At 41.3% G+C, this 23520-nt stretch carries 18 protein-coding genes; 6 read left to right on the top strand and 12 right to left on the bottom strand.

Going from position 1 to position 23520, the window contains the following annotated elements:
• Positions 1-325: 325 nt before the first annotated feature.
• The 3 genes from M0M83_RS14875 to M0M83_RS14865 are packed head-to-tail and all read right to left on the bottom strand — an operon-like array spanning position 326 to position 2947.
• A complete protein-coding gene (locus M0M83_RS14875) occupies positions 326-1651 on the bottom strand; it encodes an amidohydrolase (RefSeq protein WP_213914140.1) in 1326 nt (441 codons plus the stop codon).
• An 18-nt stretch (positions 1652-1669) separates the two neighbouring features.
• Positions 1670-2146, bottom strand: coding sequence for a hypothetical protein (locus tag M0M83_RS14870; protein ID WP_004262394.1), 477 nt, complete (start codon positions 2144-2146; stop codon positions 1670-1672).
• Between the two features lie 12 nt (positions 2147-2158).
• Positions 2159-2947, bottom strand: a complete 789-nt coding sequence (locus tag M0M83_RS14865; protein WP_213914141.1) for a DUF3100 domain-containing protein — start codon at positions 2945-2947, stop codon at positions 2159-2161.
• An 811-nt stretch (positions 2948-3758) separates the two neighbouring features.
• Between M0M83_RS14865 and M0M83_RS14860 the strand changes: the two genes are divergently transcribed.
• Positions 3759-4205, top strand: a complete 447-nt coding sequence (locus tag M0M83_RS14860; protein ID WP_213914142.1) for a GNAT family N-acetyltransferase — start codon at positions 3759-3761, stop codon at positions 4203-4205.
• Positions 4206-4282: 77 nt separating this feature from the next.
• Here the strand turns inward: M0M83_RS14860 and M0M83_RS14855 are convergent, their stop codons facing one another.
• From M0M83_RS14855 to M0M83_RS14845, 3 genes are all read right to left on the bottom strand, one after another.
• Positions 4283-7246: a TonB-dependent receptor domain-containing protein gene (locus M0M83_RS14855; RefSeq protein ID WP_248466839.1), complete on the bottom strand. Its 2964-nt coding sequence runs from the start codon at positions 7244-7246 to the stop codon at positions 4283-4285.
• 25 nt (positions 7247-7271) lie between these two features.
• Positions 7272-8726: a porin family protein gene (locus tag M0M83_RS14850; protein ID WP_248466838.1), complete on the bottom strand. Its 1455-nt coding sequence runs from the start codon at positions 8724-8726 to the stop codon at positions 7272-7274.
• Between the two features lie 78 nt (positions 8727-8804).
• The gene (locus M0M83_RS14845; protein WP_125891520.1) at positions 8805-9551 is read right to left on the bottom strand and encodes a Slam-dependent surface lipoprotein; all 747 of its coding nucleotides are present in this window, start codon (positions 9549-9551) and stop codon (positions 8805-8807) included.
• 481 nt (positions 9552-10032) lie between these two features.
• Between M0M83_RS14845 and M0M83_RS14840 the strand changes: the two genes are divergently transcribed.
• Together M0M83_RS14840 and M0M83_RS14835 are read left to right on the top strand one after the other, a co-directional pair.
• Positions 10033-10656, top strand: a complete 624-nt coding sequence (locus tag M0M83_RS14840) for an SDR family oxidoreductase (protein ID WP_213914145.1) — start codon at positions 10033-10035, stop codon at positions 10654-10656.
• Positions 10657-10797: 141 nt separating this feature from the next.
• Positions 10798-10968 (top strand): hypothetical protein, encoded by a 171-nt coding sequence (locus M0M83_RS14835; protein WP_248466837.1) that lies wholly within the window; start codon positions 10798-10800, stop codon positions 10966-10968.
• Positions 10969-11064: 96 nt separating this feature from the next.
• Here the strand turns inward: M0M83_RS14835 and torD are convergent, their stop codons facing one another.
• Genes torD through torC form a run of 3 tightly spaced genes read right to left on the bottom strand, consistent with a single transcriptional unit; the run spans position 11065 to position 15393 of the window.
• Positions 11065-11682, bottom strand: coding sequence for a molecular chaperone TorD (gene torD, locus M0M83_RS14830; RefSeq protein WP_248466835.1), 618 nt, complete (start codon positions 11680-11682; stop codon positions 11065-11067).
• Entirely contained in the window at positions 11679-14225 is a 2547-nt protein-coding gene (gene torA, locus M0M83_RS14825; RefSeq protein WP_248466833.1) for a trimethylamine-N-oxide reductase TorA, read from the bottom strand. Before torA ends, torD begins: the two co-directional genes overlap by 4 nt.
• Positions 14215-15393 (bottom strand): pentaheme c-type cytochrome TorC, encoded by a 1179-nt coding sequence (gene torC / locus M0M83_RS14820; RefSeq protein WP_248466831.1) that lies wholly within the window; start codon positions 15391-15393, stop codon positions 14215-14217. Before torC ends, torA begins: the two co-directional genes overlap by 11 nt.
• A 136-nt stretch (positions 15394-15529) precedes the next feature.
• On the opposite strand from torC, the gene torR reads away from it, so the two are divergent.
• Positions 15530-16231, top strand: a complete 702-nt coding sequence (gene torR, locus M0M83_RS14815; protein ID WP_125891513.1) for a two-component system response regulator TorR — start codon at positions 15530-15532, stop codon at positions 16229-16231.
• Here torR and torT read toward each other — a convergent pair.
• Positions 16204-17226, bottom strand: a complete 1023-nt coding sequence (torT, locus tag M0M83_RS14810) for a TMAO reductase system periplasmic protein TorT (RefSeq protein WP_423811143.1) — start codon at positions 17224-17226, stop codon at positions 16204-16206. The genes torR and torT overlap by 28 nt on opposite strands.
• Before the next feature lie 93 nt (positions 17227-17319).
• Between torT and torS the strand changes: the two genes are divergently transcribed.
• Positions 17320-20073 carry a TMAO reductase system sensor histidine kinase/response regulator TorS gene (gene torS, locus M0M83_RS14805; protein ID WP_248466828.1) on the top strand — a complete coding sequence of 918 codons (2754 nt, stop codon included), beginning with the start codon at positions 17320-17322 and terminating at the stop codon, positions 20071-20073.
• Positions 20074-20124: 51 nt separating this feature from the next.
• On the opposite strand, the gene cfa is transcribed toward torS, so the two are convergent.
• Both cfa and M0M83_RS14795 read right to left on the bottom strand, forming a co-directional pair.
• Positions 20125-21288 (bottom strand): cyclopropane fatty acyl phospholipid synthase, encoded by a 1164-nt coding sequence (cfa, locus tag M0M83_RS14800; protein WP_248466827.1) that lies wholly within the window; start codon positions 21286-21288, stop codon positions 20125-20127.
• Between the two features lie 762 nt (positions 21289-22050).
• On the bottom strand, positions 22051-22950 hold the full coding sequence (locus tag M0M83_RS14795; RefSeq protein WP_248466826.1) for a LysR family transcriptional regulator: 900 nt from the start codon (positions 22948-22950) through the stop codon (positions 22051-22053).
• A 100-nt stretch (positions 22951-23050) separates the two neighbouring features.
• Here M0M83_RS14795 and M0M83_RS14790 point away from each other — a divergent pair, with 100 nt between their 5' ends.
• Complete coding sequence (locus M0M83_RS14790; protein ID WP_125891508.1) at positions 23051-23494, top strand: PACE efflux transporter; 444 nt, start codon at positions 23051-23053, stop codon at positions 23492-23494.
• The last annotated feature ends 26 nt before the right edge of the window (positions 23495-23520 follow it).

The following is a 23520-nucleotide window of genomic DNA, read 5'->3' as shown; positions in this document are numbered from 1 at the left end:
ATGAATAATAAGGATGGTAATTTATTAAAATAATAACAGAAAGAGTGTTTGATTAACTAAATTCATTAATATCAATATGTTATTGTTGTGTTTTTGATGTTAGGAATATTGCTGTTTTAAAGTCTGCATGAGTGGGGGATAAGTTAAATTTTTTATTTAAAGTAGAGGGAGAGGCATGATTTCAGGAATTTTTTTAAATGAGATGGTGAATGTAAAAAGAAATTAAATTAATGCGAAGAAAAAATTTAAAAAGTGGGATAAAAGCTAAAAATATCATATTCCCCTTATTATAATAAACATAGCAATAAGGGGAATATTTTAATAATTAGTTATTAAAAGAGCCAATAAATGAGAGATACTCTTCTTTACTCATTAATGGCGTGTAATCCGCTAGCATCTCATTTGCTTGGGATGCATCATCAAATAACAGGTCAATAATTGCCATTGCCATCATTTGAGCCGGGCGGATGTAGGCCATATCATCATCGAAAACAACGTAATCTTTACCATGCAAACCTCCACGGATAGCGCCAATCCATGGATGGCTCACTGGCATGATATGTGATAAGTCACCCGTATCCGTGCTTCCAGTCATGTGGCCCGCAACCCAAACATTTTCTTCGCCAATCAAGTTGTGGGCATTTTGTTGCAATAAACAGTTCAATGTATCGTTGTTATACAGTGGGAGGTAACCCGGTAAATCTTTGACTTCTACCTCTGCACCAACAGACATTGCGCCAGCAACAAGAGCACGAGTAATTCGTTCATTTGCATCGATCATCGCTGGGACATTTGACGCTCGAACATAACTTTCCATACGCACATCACTTGGGGTGACATTGACCAAATCACCGCCTTGCGTGATGATCGGATGAAAACGAATATAATCTTTTTCTTGGAAGGTCTCGCGAATTGCATTCACTCCCATGATCCCCATCATTGCGGCATTGAGCGCATTGACACCCAAATGAGGAGCTGCAGCCGCATGGGACGCAGTCCCTTTGTAGTTAATCAGCTTGCCAATAAACCCATTGGTCGTGGTCGACATTTCGATAAAACCAGTATCACGATCGGGTTTGACACTGGTTAAATGAATTTGCATCGCCATATCGACGTCATCAAATTCGCCAAGGGATATTAGCTCTGGTTTACCGCCGATATAACTGATTTTTCCTTGTTCAATCAGTTTATTACGATAAGCCAGCTCAACATATTCCTCAGCGGGAACGGCGAAAGGAACGACGTCTCCCGCGAGGTATTGCATAGCACCTGACTTAACCAGACCAATAGTGACAGCCATCATATTGGCTATTTGTGCATTGTGCCCACAGCAGTGGGCAGCCCCCGTTAAATCATCGGCCTCTGGGTGTTCAGCACAAATAATCGCATCGAGCTCACCAATCACAGCAATACTGTATTTGCTACCTTTTCCACCTTTTAGACGAGCCTTAACCCCGGTTAATGCGAGTTGGTTTCGGTAATTAACGCCTAATGCAGAGAATGCCGCTTCCACTTTTTTTGCTGTTTTTGTTTCTTTATAGCCTAGTTCTGGCTCTGCCCAAATATCTTCTGCTAATTTTTTGATATCCCCTTTATGGGATGCAATTGTTTCGCAGACGATGGCTTTCAATTGGTCTTTGGTCATTGTCATGGTAAATATTTCCTCTGGTTAGATAACGCCGCTCCATGAAAGTGTCACTTGACCAATAAGTGCAGCGAATAAGAAAGTTCCCGTAAAGACCGCCAGTGAAACTGGGATGATCCGCCATGAAATGGCTTTAAATTTATCAATATCTTTACCGAGTGAAAGACCTGCAAATGCCAGTACTGTCGTACTGATGACAGCGAGTGAGATTTTACCTGTCATTGCGATCATTTCTTTATCGTAAGGGAATAATGGTGAACACAAACCTGCAGCAATTAAAGATACCCAGAAAATCACAGGTAACTTACCTAATGGTGGGATTTGTGCAATTAAGTATGCCACAAATGACATACCCCCTAATAATGCCATGGCGATAAGTGAGTCGCTAAAGACTGCGCCAAAGCTGCCGCGGCCATAAATTGAGCCTCCGAGAGCATCACCCAGTGAAGTGAAGATGATGACTAACACGATGATTATTGCAATTTCTGCCATCTTTTTCATGATCTTATATCCTTATTCTGTATCTACTGATGCTGTTGCACGTTTTCTTTTGAGTTTGTTGTACAAGAAAGAGGCAAACGGTAAGGAGAAGAAAATATAGATGTACAGACCTAATACTGAAGACATCAAGTTTGCGGAGGATGAAAATGCTTGAATATCCGCGGCTTGTTCAGGGTACAGTTCCAGTAATGGTGCGACTGATGCCGCTAGCATTGAACCACTTCCGACTCCGGCTCCCATTGCTAAAGCAAGTGGGCTCATAATATCGAGTCCTGCGATAACACTGGCAATAATACCCATCCAAACGGCTCCGTATAATGTTCCGCAAATATACATTGCCATAACGCCACGGCCTTCTGGTGAACTTAAACCATATTTGGCTTCGATAATGGCGATATTGGGTTCACGACCAATAGAGTAGGTTGCACCAACGGCTTCACGGCCCATACCTAACATAATGGCAAGGGGTAAACCGAGTAAAATGGTACCGATAAAGTGACCGATTTCTTGCAGAATTAATGCACCACCTGCTTGAATTATTTTTTCCCAAGATGCACCGACTGAGGTGCTTAATTTTGCAATTAAGATAACTAACGCGACACTCATAATTGAGCTTGCGTGTGCCATATTTTTTTCGCTGAGGATCTTGAATTTTGGAAAACTGATAATACCACCCATCAACATGGAATAAAGCATTGGAAAAACCATAACTAGACTGATTTTAATTTGCCCTATAGCTTCCGAAAGAAGAATGATAAGTAAGCTAACCAAAAGCAACTTACTATCTTTTAATATACCCATAGTGTTACCTTTCATTGGAAATGTTTTTAAGAGTTATTCGTATATATTTATAATAAAAATGCATCATTTTCGTATTCATACTATCCATGAATCTATTTTCCTGACAATATTCCGAAAGTCTCTTAGCCATGCCTAAAAGGCATGGTTAAAATCAATAAATTAATATTTATTAATAAAGTCGGGGGAGTGAAATTATCCTCAATACTTTTGCAATAAAAATGTTTTTATTTTTCAGTTTGATACAAAATAATAGTAATTTTTTAACATGTTGTTTCATAAGTGAATTTGATTTCTTGTTGCATAAATGCGAGGAGTTATCAAATACCTAATAAATGTGAGGTTGTTCAGATTTTATGTGTTTTCTTATGACAATGCGTTATTATTGTTAAATTTATATAATGATAAAAATTGAATTTTAATTGGCGGTCATTATGGTTATTTGTGATTCCTGTTCTATATTAGTCTGTATTTTTATTTTTTTTTAGATTAATAATCCAAATGATTATTTTTATTTTCCCTCAAAAAAATTTGATAAATTACAATAATATTGTATTTAATGGTGATATTTGACATGGATCTCAATTCTGAATATTTCTTAATTCGAAAGCAATAAATGAGTCGAAATTTTATTTTAGTCTATGTGGGGATATTAATGTTATCCGTAACATATCTACTTATTATTTGTTTGTTGAATTTCAAAAAATATAAAAGCACAAATTGCGCGAACACAAAAAAGTTTATTGTTAATTTACGTTGAGCCGTATTTTTATCATGGCGGTATTGTGAACGGTAACTTTAAAGCAAGGTGTTTATGACCATTACCTTAAAAGATGTCACCAAAGACAATTGGGTGGATATCATCTGTCTTGAAATAACCAAAGAGCAGGAAGACTTTGTGGCTCTTAACTCCGAATCAATCGCAGCCTCAAAATTTTTTGATCATTATATTAATCGAGGGATTTATGTTGATGATGAGCCTGTTGGCTTCGTTCAATATTATTCAAACCATGAAAATGGTTGGCCAGAAGAAGTGTTTATTGATCAATTGATGATCGATATAAAGCATCAACGAAAAGGCTTTGGTTCTCAGGCTATTCCGCTAGTTCTGGAAGAAATTAAAAATTTGGGCAAATATAAGTCCGTATCAATTTGTTATGTTGAAGGCAATGACATGATGAAACCATTCTTTGAGCAGTTTGGTTTTGCAGTTGTAGACCAAGATGAATTCGATGAAACCATTATGCGGTTATTTTTCTGATACTGAAGTGATGAATATCCGCTCCTACTTAAGGTTAGCAGCGGATATTTATAGGGCGATAAATTAACCGTATTTACCTAAAATTGTGCATTTAATCCTAAGCGTAAGGTGCGGCCCGGCGCTGGCATCATACTGCGTGTCAGTGGGTCAATATAATAACGGTCAGTTAAGTTGGTTACTAAGAATTCGACATTGATATTTTTATCAATTTGGTAACTGGCATAGGCATCCGCTGTAAAGGTCGGGGTCCAGTGCATTGGGCTATTATTCGCCATTGAATAACTTCCTGGAAATTGCTGCATTAGTTTCCGTTCATCTTTATTTTGCACACTGCTGGTATAACGTAAGCGTGTTCCCACCTCGAGAGTTTCATCCATAAAACGCATGCCGAGATTGGAGTTAATCGCATATTTAGGCTGTAATTGTGTGCGTAAAAAGCCACCGGGGAAACCTGCGGTAGTGCATTGAGATATATTATAACGGTTAGTTGGGTCCAAATTAGCGGGTGCGGAGTCATCACAAACCTCATTTTTGAGGCGGTAATCAACACCAATATCCATAAATACCCCACCATTATCGTAGCGAGCCAAGGCTTCAATCCCTGCGGTTTTATGTTCTTTTACTTGAACAAAATTAAGACGCCCATCGCGGTCAAATGCATTTTCGATGACCGTATGGTAATAGCCTATTTTCACATCAGCGTGGCGCTCAGCACCGAGTAACCCTTGTAAATTACGTGAATAACCAAATTCAAAGGTTTTTGCACGTTCGGGTTTGAATAACATTTTCTCTTTTCGAGCTTCACTTTCCCCGGCAAACCCAATGCTATTTTCGAAAATACTTGGCAAGCGTACCGTTTCGATGTAACGCGCATAAACGCGGTCGTTATCAGACAACCAAACATTGGCACCAAAAGCAGGCGCCCAGCCATGGCTTTTTTGTTTGCCTGAGAATTTCCATTTTTCTTCTTCTGTGAGTTTTCGCTCGATATCATCTGAAGGGTGCGAATAACTTGCGCCATAGACATAAACTTCTTTACCCGTTACTGGGTCGACTGCGCGTGCTTGGGAGTCAAAAGTGCCGTTATGGAAAGGGTTCGTTTTTGTCGTATAGCGTCCGTCTTTATCTGATTTCCATTCCGTGCGGAAATTGACATCTAAAACGCCATTTTCTTCTGGATGTTGAGAGCTCTTTCTCTTGGTGATGAAAACAGTATAATTCGTGTCTTCAAGCCCTATCGTTTTGAGTAAGATTTGTTTATTCCTATAGCCACCATTGAAGGGTTGGTAGCCATTTTCAATTGCTTTATTGTATTCATCTTGGGTTAAAATACGGTTGTAATTTATCTGTTTAGCGAGGCGCTCATTGGGGTTTTGAAAACCTTTGGTGCGCTTGCGCATTTGCTCCTTTAAGTAGTCATCCTCCGTCCAACCATCAATATATTTTGCTCCCGCATCCAATTCCAACCAACTCGTTGGGCGATAGTTAAAGTTAAAGGCAATACTGGTTTCTTGCCGACGACCTTTACGTGGAAGGGCAATAAACGGGCTAGCAGTTTGCGATGGTGGAACGTCATTTGAGTCTAATTTTTCTTTGAGCATTGAACCGCGAATGGTTAAATCAAGATCGGGGGTGAGCGCCATGGTATTGCGTAAATTAAATCCAATGCGATCATTTTCAGAATTAGTTGCTGCGGTATTAATTAAAGTGCCATCAATGTTAGGATCTTTGCCATCGCCATAGCCATACTCAAAGGCCCAGTCACGCTCTTTGGGCTCTCGAGGGTAGCCGCCGGAGGTATTGGTATCTCCTACAGAGTGTGTCATCCAGATATTTGCATTTAGGTCAATCCATTGGTTATCTTCGGGTTTCCATTTGTATTCGGCATTATAGGCATTGACGGTAAAGTGAGCCAACGGCCATTGTGGTAGCACTTGTTTACCTTCGAGCTCCGCAAATCCTAAACGAGAGGGCATAATTTCGCCATAGGTACTTTCACTCCGGCGAAAACCCAGATGCAATGTTTGGCTCTCAGTGAGATAGAAATTGGTTTTTACTAAATAGGATTCCAGCTCATTGGAAGTGTTAGTGACTTCCTTTCCGGGACGAAATACATTCGCGGCAAAAGGTAAGTAAGGGTCTGGGCCAAGTTGTTGCTGCACTGTTTGTTGTTCATTTAGTTGAACGGATTCCTTATAACGGTGAGCGCCATTTTTCCCTGCAAAATAGTTGCCTTGCCGGCGATAAGCATAGGCGGCCATTAAATCGAATTTTTCTTGTCGAGTTCCAACTGCGATCCTTCCGCCATTATCTTTAAAATTGAAAAATTGCGCACTTCCTCGGGATTTTGGTGTGATGTTGACGACAGGATCGGAGAATACAGAGTTATTATTTTTATAAATCTCTGGGTGATCACGATAATCCTCGCCATAACCAAAACGTGGGATACGTTCCCGTGTAGAATTACTGCTAGTCTCTAATTTCAAGCTAACACCAAATTTTTCATCGGGGGCGACAACATCATCTATCCCTAGGGTTCTGATGGCTATTCCACCACCAACAGAGGTTTTTATATCGCCTGCAAGGGAACCACTTTTTTCAACTTCGATACTGCTTATAAGGTTTGGGTCTATATAGTTGCGGTTATTTGCCCCATTGTAACCCCGGTAAACTGTGAGTGATTGCTCGGTACCATCGACCGTCACAGGGACGCGTTCTTGCCCTTGAATGCCTCGAATATTGGGGTCTAATGCACCACTATTTCGCGCATCTCCGCTATATACACCAATTGCGCTGTTAAGAACATCAGCGGTACTGGTGCCTTTATAACGTTCAACAAGGTCTTTCCCTAAGTAAATTTTAGAGCCTTTTGCATCATATTGGTCATCGTAGCCTTGTTGATCACGCTCTTTGATGGTTTTTGCTGAATCTTGAACAGTAATGGTGCCAATGTGTTCTTCTTTTTCCCCTAAAGCAATCGATGGAATAAAGAGGGCGGTAATAATTGCTGTCGTAATAGGTGTTAATTTGTATTTATGCATAGTGTTTTTCTCTGTGCCATAACGCTTAAAAACGGGTTTCTAACCCAATAGAAATTTCGTGCTGGTGATAGGTGTAAATTCCATCTGCGGAACTGCGATTGTTACGAAAGCGATAACTGGTATAAGGCGTAAATGTGAATAATGAATAAGTGGGAAAATTGAGCCGCGCAAAATACATAGCTTCACGATCATGGCGTTTCACATTCAGGAGGTAATTGAAGGCTTGAAATTGGCTTTCTCGATAGGTGGCTAGCGCTAATAAATGCACATCAGGTGTAAGCACGGTATAGAAGCCGCCTCGGACACCCAACTGGTCATAATCATCGCTACGAACTTCGGTCGTGAGACGGGTTGCATCTGCTCCCAAAAAGATGGAAGTATCGGTGGTAATACCGTAGATACCCGTTAGGTGTAGGCTACTTCGATTGCCATCGGCACTGTCATACGGTTTTTGGTAATGAAGCTGTTGGTGATCCGCGGACATACTGAGGATCATGTTTGGGCTGAATTGATAATCAGCTTCAATTTTGCCACCCATCCCTAAATAACGACGCTTTTCATTGACTGTTTTTAATTCAATTAATGGGCCTGCGGCGACAGTGGTATTCGCATCATTAAAACGGTATAAAGTAGCTAAAGAGGTGGTATTCTCACTAAATTCGGCATAGTGAGGATAGCGGTCGCCATAGGATGTCCCCTTGATTTGCAATGAATGATGGCCAGAGATAGGAATTATTTTACTCAGGCTCGCGTCATAGGTGAGCCCTGACGACGCGATGGGGTCGTCCATTTTTAATGTGCCACCTGGTACTTCCCAAATTTTATTTTTATCAGGGACTTGGTTAATATTGCTGTTATTTTTATAACCGAAAGAGAGACTACCGCTCCAAGCTGTGCGGTTTTCAATAGCGCGAATAAATTGTTGGATGGTCTGCTTTACACTGGCGGGTAATGCAAGTGTTTCATCGTGAATTAAATTCTGAAATAAAGCCAATGACTCTTTATTTTGATTATCTTCAAAATAGGCTCGAGCGAGTTCTAATTTAATGCGAAGAAACTTTGGGGAAAGAGCCAGTATTTGGTGATAATAAGTAATTGCTTCAGGGTAATGGCCTTGCGCTTTAGCGAGCTCAGCCTTTGCAAATAAAATGAGTAATGGATCTGCATCAGCTAGCTGTTGGTAGCGAGGTAATAAGCGTTGTACATCTTGAAATTGTCGATGGTTGATTGCTAGGTAAATAGCTTGGCCTAGGTCTTGCGCATTATTTTCAAGGGAATAGTTTTCCCCATTCAAATTAATGGATAGACCATCAGGAAGTAGCCATTGATCTTTATTAGGAACGACAGCACTTTTTTCACGATAATTTTGTTTGTCTTTTTGCCATAACAACTGTTCACGGTCTGTATCCAAACTGGTTGAAAATGCAGAGGGCACGACCATTGGAACCATGATAGCAAGGGCTAATAAAAGATATTGCATAGGGTTAGCTTCGGTAATAAAGGGCGGTGACCAGCAACGCGTGATGCTTTGTTGCGGCCACCGAGATTGATCTACGGGTTACTGGGAAATATTCCCACGGCTTCCCCCAAAGGCCATATCTTTACTGTGGTCGCTAAATTCAGTTACCCCAGCAATATGTTTAGCTTGGTCGCCAAAAAAGTGCCCGCGGGTTTCACCTAATGCGCCATTAAGTGTCGCATCTCCTGCGAAGGTCGCATTATTTTTAATGGTGGCATCAATATTCGTTGCACCAATATTCCCTGCTAAAGATTTAGTACCAAAGTTAGCTGTCAGGGTACCTGCGGCCATTGCACCTCCGTTATATTGGCTTATTCCTTTAACAGAGTATTCCGCAGTGCCCGCTGTTGGCATATTGGTGGTGATGTCTTTACCTGAGTAGTAAGCCGTGTGTGTGGCGTCATTAACTTGCCCTGTCGATGACCATTCACCGAAGTACACCTCAGCATCCGCGACTTTGGCAAAGTTAAATACGCCCATTTTGTTATGTGAACCAGGGCCATTAGGCATGGAAATCACATGCGCTTCATTTCCCTGTTTTTTTGGCGCCATTTTTGTTAGTCCTGAGAATGAAATGATTTTTCCACCATATACAGTTTGCACTCCAATACCGGGATCACCGATAGCGCCGGCATGGCCACCACCAGTGCCTTCTGTTTTACCAACGCGTATGGAAGGTTCATTTGGATTGAAAGATTGGCTTTGGTCAAAACCGACTTCAGCAGAAGCGGCAAAAGTGACCCCACTGGTGGCGAATGCTAGGGCGATAATAGTTAACTTTTTCATCGAAATACTCCATTTTTATTAAAGATATTAACGATACTATTGATTAGGAAATTATTATTTCGCATATATATGGCGGTAGGTATTAAATCAAATAATAATATAAATGCAAATGATAATTCTTCGCATTAACATTAAAAGTATTATGGGTATCAATAAGATAGTGGTGTTTTGTTTTTTGTTACTTGTTGATATTACGATTTATTTTTGTAATTAATTTGTTAGTTTATCAATTTTTATGATAAGTGTTTTTTTACGAAAAAGTTAAACTAGTCACATTTTAATGAGTTTGATTAAATGAATTACATAAAAAACATTAACGTTAGTGTTGTTTGCTTTTCCATCGTTGATGATAGCTATTAGCGGCTTGAATAGATTTAAATAATAAATGCAAATAATGCGCATTATCATTTATATTGTGGTAATTTTAGATTTTTACATTACAAATAGATTGATGTATCACTCAAAAAAAAGGGAGAAAAAAATGGCACCATGGTTAATTTTTGGCGCGGGTGGAAAAGGAGTTGGTCATCAGATTGCTCAGTTAGCAATAGCAGAGAAACGCCCAGTCATCGCAGTTGTACGTAATAGGCAATCCGCATTAGGTTTAGAGGCTTTAGGGGGACAAGTGTTAATTGGCGATGCTTGTGATAGTGAGGTGGTTAAGGCAGCTTGTCATACCGCAGGAACAACTGCTACGGTTATTTCAACCATGGGAGGTACGCAAGATTATTTAGCTCACCGCACGGTGATTGATTGTGCCGAGCAAGCGGGTATATCTCGTATGGTGCTAGTCACGTCACTAGGTTGTGGAGATTCATGGCCTTATTTGTCTGCTCGGTCTCGAGCTGCATTTGGTCAGGCTGTGAGAGAAAAATCCCTTGCAGAGTCATGGCTACAAACTAGTTCGTTAGATTATGTGATTGTTCGCCCTGGTGGGTTATTACATGGTGAGCCAACGGGAAAAGCAGTTCTTCAACAAGAGGTTGAAGTCCATGGTTTAGTGATGCGTGCTGATGTTGCTTCACATGTTTACCAATTGGCTAAGCAAGAAGAATTGAAAAAACAAATTTATAGCGTGGTACAACCCGGCCTGACACCCGCTTAATAAAACCAAAGATTTTTTTAGCATAGTGATAATGACATCATAACTATCCTCAATTATCTGTTTATTGCTTTAGACTCGCATAATTTTGAACAAGTTATTCAAGTTTTAGGGGAACAGACAGAAAAGCATAAGGAGACAATCATGAATATTGCGCAACGATTGCAAGATAAAGGGCGACAAGAAGGATTTCAAAAAGGCCAAGAAGAGGCAAATATAACAATGGTACGGAATCTTTTGGAGCAAGGAGTTAGTATTGAGATAATTATGAAAAGCACTGGGCTGAGCCGTGAAAAACTTATTTCTTTACAGTAACTCAGGTGTTATGGCTGAAAGTTAAAAGGGATATTATTTATCAATATCCCTTTATTTAATAATAGTTGAATAATATAAAAATTATTTAAACGGCATCTATTCGGTTTGCTTATCCCATTGAACTAGCGCTAACGACAACTGACTCAAAGCAGCATAAAAACCAAACTCATCATATCGTTGACAATTTTGGCTAAATACTGGTAGCCATTGCAGTAAAAGTGACAAGGTTTTTAGGCGCAATTGCCTCACTTTTTCTTGGTCCAAATGGGCTTCATTTAATGAAAAATGTAAGTGACTTAATAGCTCCAAAAAAATTGAAATATGGTCAGAAGGTTCGTTAAATGCCTCACTGGTTTCCATTCCTGACTCAACTAATAGGTACTTAATCTGTTCATTGCCATGCTCACTATTTGGATAAACAGAGGCGTAAGGCAAAGCAGATTGCTTATCTGACATTAAGAATAAGCTGCAAAAGTCGGCTGCCAACTCGAGCGTTGCATCCGTTCGCATTACCAGCGATTGGATTTTAGTTTTAACCTCTTGAATAGACGAAGCTAAAGTTGGTTCTTGTTCGATAGTCGTAAACCAATCCATCATTTCGCTAGATTGAAGTTGCGCTATCGTTGCAATATCTAATTCACGTGAGAATAATTGTGCTAACCATGCATAAACACAGGCTATTTGTTCTGACGACAAAGTGATTTGTTTTGTCATTTATTCACCTGTGATGCAGGAACATATTCACATTGAGCCACCATTTCAATAGGCCCATCGAATGCACTAACGTTATCCACTTGCCCTGTGTATTTTTCTATCTCCACGATCGTCGTATGTGCGCTAGTGGCTTGAGCGAGTTGAGAGGTTCCTATATCCAGTGTCAATACGTTTGGATTGCCGTATTTACACAGGGCATTGATTTCTCCACCCTTAGTCGGGTCATACCAAGCTCCTTCATGAATACGAGCAACGCCTTCTGTGTATAAATCAGAGACGACAGCGCCTGCTAGGACTTGCCCTCGGTCGTTGAAAACACGAACGATATCACCATTTTGTATACCTCTGGCTTTTGCATCTTTAGGGCTAATAAAGATAGGCTCTTTGCCGCTAACGGAATAATATTGGCGTAACACAGGCGATTCACACAATTGTGAGTGCAAGCGAAAATCGGGGTGAGCAGATTGCAAATGTAATGGCCATTTTTTTGAACCAGGGCCACCGTGGGAGCGTTCCGCTTTTTCGAACCACATTGGGTGACCTTGGCAATCATCATATTGCATGTCGGCAATGGTTTTCGAATAAATCTCAATTAAACCACTCGGTGTCCCTAAAGGTTCTAAGTCAGGGTCTTCTCTAAACGCTTGATGACGAACAAACATTTGTGGATGTTCAAATTCCACATAGCCTTCTTTTTCCCAGAACGTATCGAAGGAGGGTAAATGAATACCACGGCCTTTTCCTTGCTGGCTGCCTTCTTGCCAAATGCGTTTTAGCCAGCCCATTTCGTCTAAACCTTCAGTAAAGGCTTCTTCACGGCCAAAACGACGACATAGATCGCGTAAAATGTCGAAGTCATTACGTGACTCAAACTGCGGTTCAACAAGTTGTTTCATCGCAATAATGCCACGATTTGAGTGGTTACCGTATTGGTCAAGGTCATTTCGTTCAAATTGCGTGGTTGCCGGTAATACGATATCAGCAAAGCGGCAGGTGGATGTCCATTGATTATCAATAGAGACAACCGTTTCAAGCTTACGCCAACCTTCAATAATACGGTTAATTTGCTGGTGGCGGTGGAATGGGTTGGTTCCGGCAAATACACACATTTTTAGTGGTGGCAATTTAACCGCTTTACCGTTCCAGTTGATTGTTTTTCCGGGCTCTAAAATCGCATCAATAAAACGAGCAATAGGAATGGTGCTGCTGTAGCCTTTGTAGTCATTGTTATCATGAATAGGTGGCACTTTGGTTGAGCCGGAAAAACCACTTAAAATAATCCCCTGACGGCTTGGTGTACCCGCGCCATTATAATGCCAGCCGAAGCCAAATCCCCCACCTGGTAAGCCAATTTGGCCTAACATGGCAGCTAAAACGACAATCATCCATGACCATTGTTCACCATGTTGCATACGTTGAACGCACCAACCTGCAATAATTTGGGTTCTATCTGCTGCCATTTGGCGGGCTAAAGCTCGGATTGTGTCGGCATCAATGCCGCAAATTTCAGCTGCCCATTGTGCATCTTTGGGTTGTCCATCCGTTTTTCCCATTAAGTAGGGAACAAATTGGTCGAAACCGACACAGTATTCTTTTAAGAAGGTTTTATCATGCAAGCCTTCACTGTAAAGCGTGTGGGCGATGGCTAATTGTAGTGGGACATCCGCTTGCGGGTTAATAGCGATATGTTGAACATTTTCACGTCCAAGGTAATCATGCGTTGAGGTGATTATAGGGTCAATACTGATGACGTTTATCTCGCCATTAGCCGCTTTCTCTTTCAGTTGTTCATAATATTCATAAACGTCATGATCAGGACACCACCAGTTAGCTTGTTGGTTTTTAATCAGGTCAGAGCCCCATAATACGATGGTTTTACTATTTTTGAGGACTAGCGGCCAAGAGGTTTGTTGTTCATAAACCTCCATCGACCCAACGACTCGAGGTAAAATGACTTGTGCAGCCCCCGTTGAGTAGTCTCCGCCAGTACTAACACTATTGCCATGCAGGGCAATGGCGCGGGCTAACATTCCTGAAGCATTGTGGAGCATTCCGGTTGATTGCCAACCATTTGCAGTGAGCAGCCCACTTGGCCCATAAGTTGTTTGAATGCGTTCTAGTTCTTGATAGAACAAATCAAGGGCTTCATCCCAAGAAACACGTACGAAGCGGTTATCACCTCGTTGTGAGGTATCACTTAAATGGCGTTTACGTAGCCAATCAACACGAACCATTGGATAACGGATACGCGCGGTGCCATGTACATGGTCAGGCAATCCTGCAATCATTTTTGATGGGAATTTATCGTGTTCAAAAGGTTTTGCTTCGATAAAACGGCCATCAACTACAGTGGCGCGAATTGCACCCCAGTGTGAGCCAGTCAGAATGCCTTCTTGTACTACCGCAGCTTGTTCGCCAACTGTCGCAGCGCCAGCCTTACGCGGTGTTAATAGGGAAGGGCCTAACATACCTGCCACAGTGAGCCCGCCAAGCTGGAACAAAAAGCGTCGACGAGAAGCTTGAAAAGTTGGATTATTTTTCATTCTGTACTCCGTTATCACCGTGTGAAGATCCTGCGGTATCAGATGCATTCATTTGTAAGTATTTCAGTAAGGTACGCTCTTCTCGCTTATCTAAACTGGTAAAGCCAATCATACCGTTCAATGTGCCTATCCAACCGTTAGCATCAAAGTGGGCGATATCTGGCGCACCATGGCATTGATTACATGAACCGTTATATAAAGAATCTGCATAAGCCCATATTGGCTTGATATCATTGACCATATCGCCTTGTTGCATCCATGCGGTTGCTTGCAGTTTGCTCCATGACGTATCTGTTGCAGCGACAACGGTGCTTTCTAAATTTTTCACATTTTCTTGAACATCACCGCGTATCGAAGCTACGAAAATTCGCTTACCGGGAAATTCAGATAGAACGCGTTGACGTCCATCGGTTTCTGTCCACCCTGTGATTTCAACTTGTAGCCAATCGCCATCACGTTTTAGGACTTTCACCTCTGAGGCAGGAAGTAACGAGCCAGCAGGGTCTTTATCCCCTTTATTGGCATAAATAGGTTTAATATCAAGTGAATACAGAATGTCAGCATCACTATTTGCTTTCGCTCTTAACTCATCAAATTGTTTACGAAAGCCACTACTCATATCCGGTAATTGGTGGGCAATTCCTTTGTGGCAGTCAATGCAGGATTGATTCTCTTTCGCAGCGATTTGCATCTGGCGAGCCGCTTCTGGATTTTGCTTGGCGTGATTCATCGAGTCATAATCATGACAAGAGCGGCAAGTGGCCGAATTGTTCTCTTTCATGCGAGCCCACTCGCGTTCCGCAAGTTCGGCACGTTTGGCTTCAAATTTTTCTGGGGTATCTATCGAATGCGCAATAAATGTTTGATAAATATCATTGCTTGCTTCGAGTTTCCGTTTAATCATGCCTGGAAGGTCGGAGGGAATGTGGCAGTCATGGCATTCTGCGCGTACGCCAGATGCATTTTGGAAATGTACCGATTGTTTATATTCTTCGTAAACGGGTTCCATGCTATGGCAACTGACACAAAACTCAGTGGTGCTAGTCACTTTCATCCCAACATGGGGGACAACGATTAACGCAACACCCACTGCAATCCCGACAACGATTAACGTTAGCATTGACCAACGAGCACTTGGTTTTCGTAACGCTCTCCAGAGTTTCCGCATAATAGCCCCTGTAATTATATGGTTTAATACAGGCGATCTTATTGAGTTAATATGAATAGCGGTACTAGCCAGGATGAACAGCTTACGGCAAGATATGCGTAAATATGAACAGATATGAACAGAAGAGAGTGTATCAATGACATCACATCATATTGTGGTTGTTGAAGACGAACCCGTTACTCAGGCTCGCTTACAGGCTTACTTTGAGCAAGAAGGATATCGTGTTTCTGTGACGGGGAACGGTGCGGGTCTACGCGAAATTATGGATCAGCAAGCCGTTGATTTGATTCTGTTAGATATTAATTTACCGGATGAAAACGGATTAATGTTAACAAGAGCAATACGTGAGCGTTTCACTGTAGGGATTATTTTAGTCACTGGCCGCTGTGATCAAATAGACCGTATTGTGGGATTAGAAATGGGGGCTGATGATTATGTGACTAAACCCTTGGAATTGAGGGAGTTAGTCGTTCGCGTTAAAAATTTACTTTGGCGTATTGACCTTGCTAAGCCATCGCAAACCCAAGCTACTTCTCAAGATAACTGTTATCAGTTTGCTGGCTATTGCCTAAATGTCTCAATGCATACACTCCAATTTGAAAATCAGGCTATCAAACTCACACGGGCGGAATATGAAATGCTAGTGGCTTTTGTGACGAACCCGCGAGAGATCTTAACCCGAGAGCGCCTTTTACGTATGTTATCTGCCCGACGCGTTGACCACCCAGATTTACGCACCGTGGATGTACTTATTCGCCGTTTACGCCATAAAATCAATGCGGATTTATTAGTGACTCAGCATGGTGAAGGTTATTTTTTAGCTGCGGATGTATATTGATATACGGGCCTAAAGCCTCCAGGAGATAATGAATTGCGTAAGTGTTCACTATCAGCATTTTGTTGAGTAAGCACCAAAATCGGCGGGCTGATATTGTTTGGCACCGGCTGCTTTTGTAGTACTTTGATGGCTTGTTCAATCACTAACTCACCTTGCCAAACCATTTGGTCGCTGGCGGCCATAATTATTCGGCCTCTTTTTAAGCCGCGGTAGACCTGATGAGAAAGGTAAAAAGAAACAATATTTAGTGGCTTCGTTAAGTTACGACCTTCACCCATTGCGGCTTCGGCGGCAATCGCTGTGCCAACGACGACATTAATATCAGGGTTACGCTCTAACATTCCATGCAACAAATTGCGTTGAACCTCAAGGTCGTTATCTCCTTGTGCGACGTCCACAATTTGTACTTGGCTACCTGTAATAGCTTCTCGGAATCCTTGTTCCATTTCATGGCTGCCACCGGCATTCAATGGCCCGGGCATGAGTAAAACTTTCAATGGCTTACCCTGACTCCACTGCACTAAATAGCGCCCCGGCTGATAGCCCATCTGGAACCAAGGTACACCAACACGAGTTTTTATTGTGTTATCGTGGGTGGCATTGATGACTTCAATGACAGGCGTATTTCCCACTAATTGGCTAAGGTTTGGGAAGGTTGTGGTGCTACTCCCCAGTAAAATAGCATCGGCTCCCCATTGTTGGCATTGCGTAATTTGCTTTTGTTGGGTTGCTAGTTGGTTATAACCACCGGCTTCTAGTACGTTTAGGTCAACGCCATAGTGTTTTGCCGCTTTTTGCATACCATAATTAATTGATAGCCAATAAGAATCTTTTAAACTAGGGTAAAGCGCGCACAACTTCCAGGTTTTTGTGGCGGTTACGGGATCATGTGCTTGGTGATTAAAATGTAGGTTATCGCGCCACTGAATAAGTGAATTATTCTGTGCCATTGCTAGGCTCAAAAACGAGTGAAATATGAACAGAAGTAAAATCAATACACGCATGATAGCCTCACAAACCAGAAACCGTTATCCTAAATGCTTTCTTGCTGTTAACTCAACCATTTTAATTTTTAGGCTAACCAAACCGTGAATTTATCACTAACTAGACGATTGTGGATGGGCTTTGCGCTGATGGCCGCATTGACCTTTATCAGCACCCTTGTGGGGTGGTACAACTTACGTTTTGTTAGCCAAGTTGAACAGGCCAATACCGAGGCTCTGATCCCAACCATGAATATGGCAAGGCAACTGAGCGAAGCAAGTGCTTGGGAATTATTTTCTGCGCAAAATCTCACGAATGCGGATAGTGAAAGTATTTGCTTAGCCCAAGGGCGGATGTTAACAGCACAAAGCCTGAAAATCACGAATATACTGAAAACACTACGAGAACAAGGTTTCAATACACAAGATATTGAACAGCAAGAAAAAGAAATTGCTCAATCATTAAGGCAACAGGGAGAGTTAGTCGGGCAGCGGTTAAAGCTGCGCGCAGAGCAACAACAATTAAGGCAGCATATAATTGCAGCGGCAGGTGATATCGCCCAAATGGCACATGGTCAGGCAAATAATGCCGCCACTTCAGCGGGAGCAACTCAGGTCAGTATTTATGACCTTATTGAAAGAAAACAAGGGGAACAAGCTCAACAAGCCCTTGATCAACTAATTGATATTGACCTTGAATATGCCAGCCAAATGAATGAGCTTCGATTAAGTGCTATGCGTGTACAGCAAATGGTACTTAATTTAGGTTCAAACCAGCCCCATCGTAATATGGCTGAATTAGAAAAACAGTTGAGTTCTGCCGTTAAAATCTTACAACGTCGGCAAAAGTATATTGAAGATCCCACAGTACGGGGCCAAGTCGAGAACGTATTGAATAACGTTAAGCGCTATACCGAGTTAATTGCGTTGTATCGGCAAGATAACGACATCACAACGCGCTTACAGATTTTATCGCAAAATAATATTGACCAATTTGCCCGTTTCAGTAGTGAAGTAGCGCAATTAGTTGACACTATTGAACTTCGTAATAAAACCGCATTGGGGCAACTTAAGCAAGCCAGTGAGCGGGGGCAGAATTGGTTGTTAGCGTTGAGTATTGTCTCTCTACTCTCATTGGTTTTGATCCTTTGGCGAGTGGTTTATCGTTTAGTGACAAAACCGTTGGCACAGCAAACCCAAGCCCTTCAACGCTTATTAGAGGGTGATATTGACTCTGCATTTCCTGAAACCGCAGGGGTGAAAGAGCTTGATACGATTGGCCGTTTAATGGATGCATTTCGTGAAAGTGTTCATGCCTTAAATCATCAGCGTGAACAGCTAGCAGACGAAGTCAAAGCGAGGACGGCAGAACTGCGCGTGATGGTTGTTGAGCACCGTAAAGCTCGTTCTGAAGCAGAACAAGCCAATCAGGCCAAATCGGCATTTTTGGCGGCAATGAGCCATGAAATCCGTACTCCACTTTATGGGATTTTGGGTACCGCACAGTTATTGTTAGAAAATAAAACACTGAGTGAGTATCACGATGATTTATATGCAATTACTGACTCTGGGGAATCCTTGTTAGCGATTTTGAATGACATTTTGGATTACTCTTCCATTGAAGCAGGAGGACAGAATGTTTCTATCAATGATGAGCCTTTTGAACCCAAGCCGCTATTAGAAAGCACCCTGTATTTAATGAATGCAAGTAATAAAAACCCTGCTATTCAGTTAGTTGCAGATATTGCGGATGATTTACCGATTGCTTTACAAGGGGACCCGCTACGGATCCGACAAATTATCACGAATTTACTGAGTAATGCATTGCGCTTTACTCAGCAGGGGCAAATTACGTTACGCAGTTGCCGTTATGGCAAATATTGGTTTATTGAAGTGGAAGACACAGGGTGCGGCATTGATAGCTCACGATTTACGGATATTTTTAAGCCATTTGTACAAGTGGATAGCCAGCGGGGCGGAACAGGGCTTGGGCTGACAATTAGTGCCAGTTTAGCGCAAGCGATGGGCGGTGAATTAACGGTGAGCAGCCAATTAGGAAGCGGGAGCTGTTTTCGTTTAACACTGCCGTTATGTATCGCCTCGCATCCCGTAAGTAAATCGGCTGATCTGCCATTAGACATGTTGGGCGTGCATTTATTACTCATAGAAGACAACCCATTGACTCAGAAAATTAGTGGGGAAATGTTAACCCGCAGCGGGGCACAGGTCACTATTGTTGGCTCTGCAGCTGAGGCGCTAGCAGCCCTACAAACTGGGCAACAATTTACCGCGGCATTGGTGGATTTTGGTTTACCAGATATTGACGGTATCACCTTGGCTAAACAAATAGCGAGAACTTACCCTACATTGATTTTGATTGGTTTTAGTGCCCACGTCATTGATGAAACACTTCGCCAACGTACCAGCCAAGTTTTTCGCGGTATTATTCAAAAACCGGTACCAAGAGATATGTTAAACCAATTAATCGTTAAATATATTTCAGGCGGCGAATATACATTGCCTGATCCTAGCATTAAGGAGAAATTTATAGATTTACAACAGCTTATTAGTGATGCCGAGCTAATGGGACTTCCGAAAATTCGCGAATGGGTGAGTATTTTTAAACAGCATTCCTTGCCTTTGGTCGACCAAATTGACATTGCACGAGCAGAAAATAACACAGAACAAGTCAAGCGCCTTGCTCACCAGTTAAAAAGCAGTTGTGCCAGTTTAGGAATGCAAAGCGCAGTAAAAACGTGTGAGTTATTAGAGCAGCAACCAATGGTGGGTACCCACTTGAAAGATAATGTGCAGCAAGGCTTACAGGCTATTGAGCAATGGTTGAATGAAACACATTGATTCTTTAACTAGCCCGTAAGGTTAATGAAGATATATGTTCAAGACAAAAGCTTAGCGAGCAACACGTAGGCCACCGTCAACACCGTGTGGGCTCCAAAGTATTTGCCATAACTGAATGTCTCGAGCTCTAAATGCACCTGCACAAGCATTTAGATAATAGGAAAACATGCGTTTGAAGCGAGGTGTATAGTTAAATTCGAGTTCAGGCCAAGCAGCTTGAAAACGGGAGTACCATGCCATCAGTGTATGGTCATAATCAGCACCAAAATTATGCCAGTCTTCCATCACCAGTTTACCTTCACTGGTTTCACCAATGTTTTGTATAGAAGGTAGGCAGCCGTTTGGGAAAATATACTTATTGATCCATGGGTCGACATTCACTTTGCTTTGGTTAGAACCAATGGTGTGAAGTAAAAATAAACCATGAGTTTTCAAATTGCGTTGGATAACATCAAAGTAAGCCGCATAGTTTTTCGGGCCGACATGTTCAAACATGCCGACAGAGACAATACGGTCAAATTGGTCGTTGAGATTCCGATAATCTTCTAATTTAATATCGACATCTAAGCCTACACAACGCGCTTGAGCATATTTTTGTTGCTCCGCGGAGATAGTGACACCCGTGACAGAAACACCAAAGTTTTTTGCCGCATAGGCGGCAAGCCCTCCCCAACCACATCCGACATCAAGTAATCGCATCCCTGGTTTTAATTGCAGTTTTTCGCAGATTAAATTTAATTTTTGTTCTTGTGCGAGATGAAGGTTTTCAGGAACCGTTTCTAAACCTTTCCAGTAGCCACAAGAATATTGCATATAAGGGTCGAGCATTAGGGAAAATAAGTCATTTCCGAGGTCATAATGTTCTTCTCCAACAATACGAGCGCGTTTTAAAGTTTGTAGGTTGCGAACACGTGCGACAGCAATTTTCAATGTATCACTGAAATTATGCGGTATTTTTTTATCGAGCTTATGGCGTAATACATATTGGAAAAATATATCTAAGCGCTCGCAATCCCACCAACCATCCATATAGCTTTCACCTAATCCTATTGAGCCTTGTTGTAGCACGCGTTTAAAGAATTGGGGATTGTGAACTTGAATATCGAAAGGACGAGAGCCATTAATTTTAATGTCAGCTTCACTTAATAGCTCAGCAGCTATGCGTTGCCAAGAGTCGACAGTGTTTTTTGGGTTAACTATGTGCTCAGTACTCATCTGATCTCCATTTTTTTTCAAAGTGGGATTCAGAGAGCTTTATTTGTGACGTATTCGCGGTACAGCAAAACAGGAATATTGACCACCACTGCATGACAGTCAGTGTATTAGCGTTATTGTTGCTATAAATAAAGCTCAAATCCAGTTTCAGATAACTCTATAAAAAATATAAAACTTTCACATTGAATTTCAATGGAAATTGCACTTAATACTTAGAAATGGCACTTATGACCAAAAAGAGTGTGCCTATAAGACGTTTATTTGTTCACCAAAGCTTTTTTATCAGCAATAATTCTAGTATATAGAAATGGAATTTGTGTGAAAAATACCTGATTTATTGCTGTTTATCTGATTAAGATTGTTTTTTGACTGATTCTATTGGCGTAAATGATGTGGCGTAGGAGAATTGGCTCACCGATGGTTATAGAAAACCATTTTGGAATAAAAAATTAATGGTTAGATTTTTAGAGTATATCCATAATGGATTGTTTCCGTTTGCTCTAAATGAATTTGGGTTGCCCAGCGGTTTGAGTGGTACCCGAGTGAATAGTGGCTCAACGAAGGGAGCGGTTACTAAACCGGCTTCATCGTCTAAGCTGTTTGGCAATATTTCGCCTTCAGGTTGTGGATGAATAGCTTGAATTTTTTGATTATCGATATCAATACGTCACAGGCCATCACACTCAGGTAAGCGGATATTATGGATATGTTTGATAGTTTGATTAAGCACGGTTATCTCCGAATCAGTAGTATGGCGGTGATTTAAGAATGGGGTGAGGGTAGTGTCACTTTTTTCAGTAATTCAATACATTCTTGAGCACCACGTTTAAGCACGTGCCCTTTCAAACATACCGCATGGATAGGCAGCTTAAAGCCATTTGGGGTATTTTTAAACTCAAGGGGCTTTAGTGAGCCATCATTCAATTTATCTTTAATCAGTGACAAAGGAAAATTTCCCCATCCCATGCCACTCTCGACTAAACCTAATGCTAAAGAGAAGCTATCCGTTTTCCAATAATTATTGGAAACTAGAATGCGTATATCACTCAACTCACGTTGACGACTCGCAATAATTATTTGCCGGCTTTCAACGAGGTCTTCAATATACAGTGAGGCTTTATTTTGCAGTGAAGGGTGTTTAGCGGAAATTGTCGCAATAATTGATTCTTCACCAATGTAGTGAAATTGCTCTTGAGAATTAACATATAAACCGCCAAATACAATGGCGAGATGAATTTGTTGTTCATGTAATAACGGTAAAAGATCATCTTGAGGGGCGGTAATCAGTTCAATATGCAGTAAAGGGTAACGTTGGCTTAAAATATGTAGAGCATCAAAGAGTAAATTGGCATTAATACCAGCCGCAATACCAATGGTCAGTGTGCTTTCAACACCTTGAGATAATTCCAGAGAAAAAGTATTAAGTTGAGATAAATTGGCAATAATATGCCGTGCATAGGGCGCTAATGAAAGTGCTTTTTCTGTAGGTTTTGGTTCCCGCGTATGTCTATCAAATAGTTCGAATCCAAGTTCAGCCTCTAAATTCGCTACTGCCATACTAACCGCTGATGGCACACGTTTTAAGGCCCTAGCCGCTGCGGAAAATGAGCCTTTATCTAATACAGTAAGAAAAACGGTTAAGTTATCACTATTAAATGGCATTGTTGACCTTTCAATAAAACTGATAGAAGCTGACTTTTATTATCATTGAATTATATTTATTTTACCACCTTGTTGATAATGATATTTTGGAGGTGGGAAAATGCAGGGGATTAAACGTAAAATTGTTTTTGTCACGGCTTATGAGGTTATTGGGTGGTTAATTTCAGCGTTGGCATTGGCCTTTCTTTCCGGTAATTCAGCAGAAACAACAGGTCCATTAGCTTTAGTCATAACGACTATTGCAGTGAGCTGGAACTTTATTTTCAATACCGCATTTGAATATTGGGAATCAAAACAAAAATCACGTATTAGAACCTTTAGGCGTCGGTTTGTACATGCCATATTATTTCAATTAACGTTGGTGGTTTTTTTAATTCCTTTAATTGCATGGTGGTTATCAATTAGCCTTTTACAAGCATTGATACTCGATTTTGCCTTAATCATTTTTATCCCAATTTATACTTTCTTCTTTAATTGGGCTTTCGACAAAATATTTGGCTTACCGAAATCGGCATTGCCGCAAGAAAATAAAGCGGCATTATAAAATGACACATGTGTTTCCTTCCGTTT

The sequence above is a fragment of the Providencia rettgeri genome (assembly GCF_023205015.1).
Lineage (GTDB): Bacteria > Pseudomonadota > Gammaproteobacteria > Enterobacterales > Enterobacteriaceae > Providencia > Providencia rettgeri_E.
This window is presented reverse-complemented; position numbering and strand designations above follow the sequence as displayed.

What these genes read in the sequence shown, in the direction of transcription:
- M0M83_RS14875 (WP_213914140.1), bottom strand. Translation starts at nt 1,651, where the DNA reads ATGACAATGACCAAAGACCAATTGAAAGCCATCGTCTGCGAAACAATT.
- M0M83_RS14870 (WP_004262394.1), bottom strand. Translation starts at nt 2,146, where the DNA reads ATGAAAAAGATGGCAGAAATTGCAATAATCATCGTGTTAGTCATCATC.
- M0M83_RS14865 (WP_213914141.1), bottom strand. Translation starts at nt 2,947, where the DNA reads ATGGGTATATTAAAAGATAGTAAGTTGCTTTTGGTTAGCTTACTTATC.
- M0M83_RS14860 (WP_213914142.1), top strand. Translation starts at nt 3,759, where the DNA reads ATGACCATTACCTTAAAAGATGTCACCAAAGACAATTGGGTGGATATC.
- M0M83_RS14855 (WP_248466839.1), bottom strand. Translation starts at nt 7,246, where the DNA reads ATGCATAAATACAAATTAACACCTATTACGACAGCAATTATTACCGCC.
- M0M83_RS14850 (WP_248466838.1), bottom strand. Translation starts at nt 8,726, where the DNA reads ATGCAATATCTTTTATTAGCCCTTGCTATCATGGTTCCAATGGTCGTG.
- M0M83_RS14845 (WP_125891520.1), bottom strand. Translation starts at nt 9,551, where the DNA reads ATGAAAAAGTTAACTATTATCGCCCTAGCATTCGCCACCAGTGGGGTC.
- M0M83_RS14840 (WP_213914145.1), top strand. Translation starts at nt 10,033, where the DNA reads ATGGCACCATGGTTAATTTTTGGCGCGGGTGGAAAAGGAGTTGGTCAT.
- M0M83_RS14835 (WP_248466837.1), top strand. Translation starts at nt 10,798, where the DNA reads ATGAATATTGCGCAACGATTGCAAGATAAAGGGCGACAAGAAGGATTT.
- torD (WP_248466835.1), bottom strand. Translation starts at nt 11,682, where the DNA reads ATGACAAAACAAATCACTTTGTCGTCAGAACAAATAGCCTGTGTTTAT.
- torA (WP_248466833.1), bottom strand. Translation starts at nt 14,225, where the DNA reads ATGAAAAATAATCCAACTTTTCAAGCTTCTCGTCGACGCTTTTTGTTC.
- torC (WP_248466831.1), bottom strand. Translation starts at nt 15,393, where the DNA reads ATGCGGAAACTCTGGAGAGCGTTACGAAAACCAAGTGCTCGTTGGTCA.
- torR (WP_125891513.1), top strand. Translation starts at nt 15,530, where the DNA reads ATGACATCACATCATATTGTGGTTGTTGAAGACGAACCCGTTACTCAG.
- cfa (WP_248466827.1), bottom strand. Translation starts at nt 21,288, where the DNA reads ATGAGTACTGAGCACATAGTTAACCCAAAAAACACTGTCGACTCTTGG.
- M0M83_RS14795 (WP_248466826.1), bottom strand. Translation starts at nt 22,950, where the DNA reads ATGCCATTTAATAGTGATAACTTAACCGTTTTTCTTACTGTATTAGAT.
- M0M83_RS14790 (WP_125891508.1), top strand. Translation starts at nt 23,051, where the DNA reads ATGCAGGGGATTAAACGTAAAATTGTTTTTGTCACGGCTTATGAGGTT.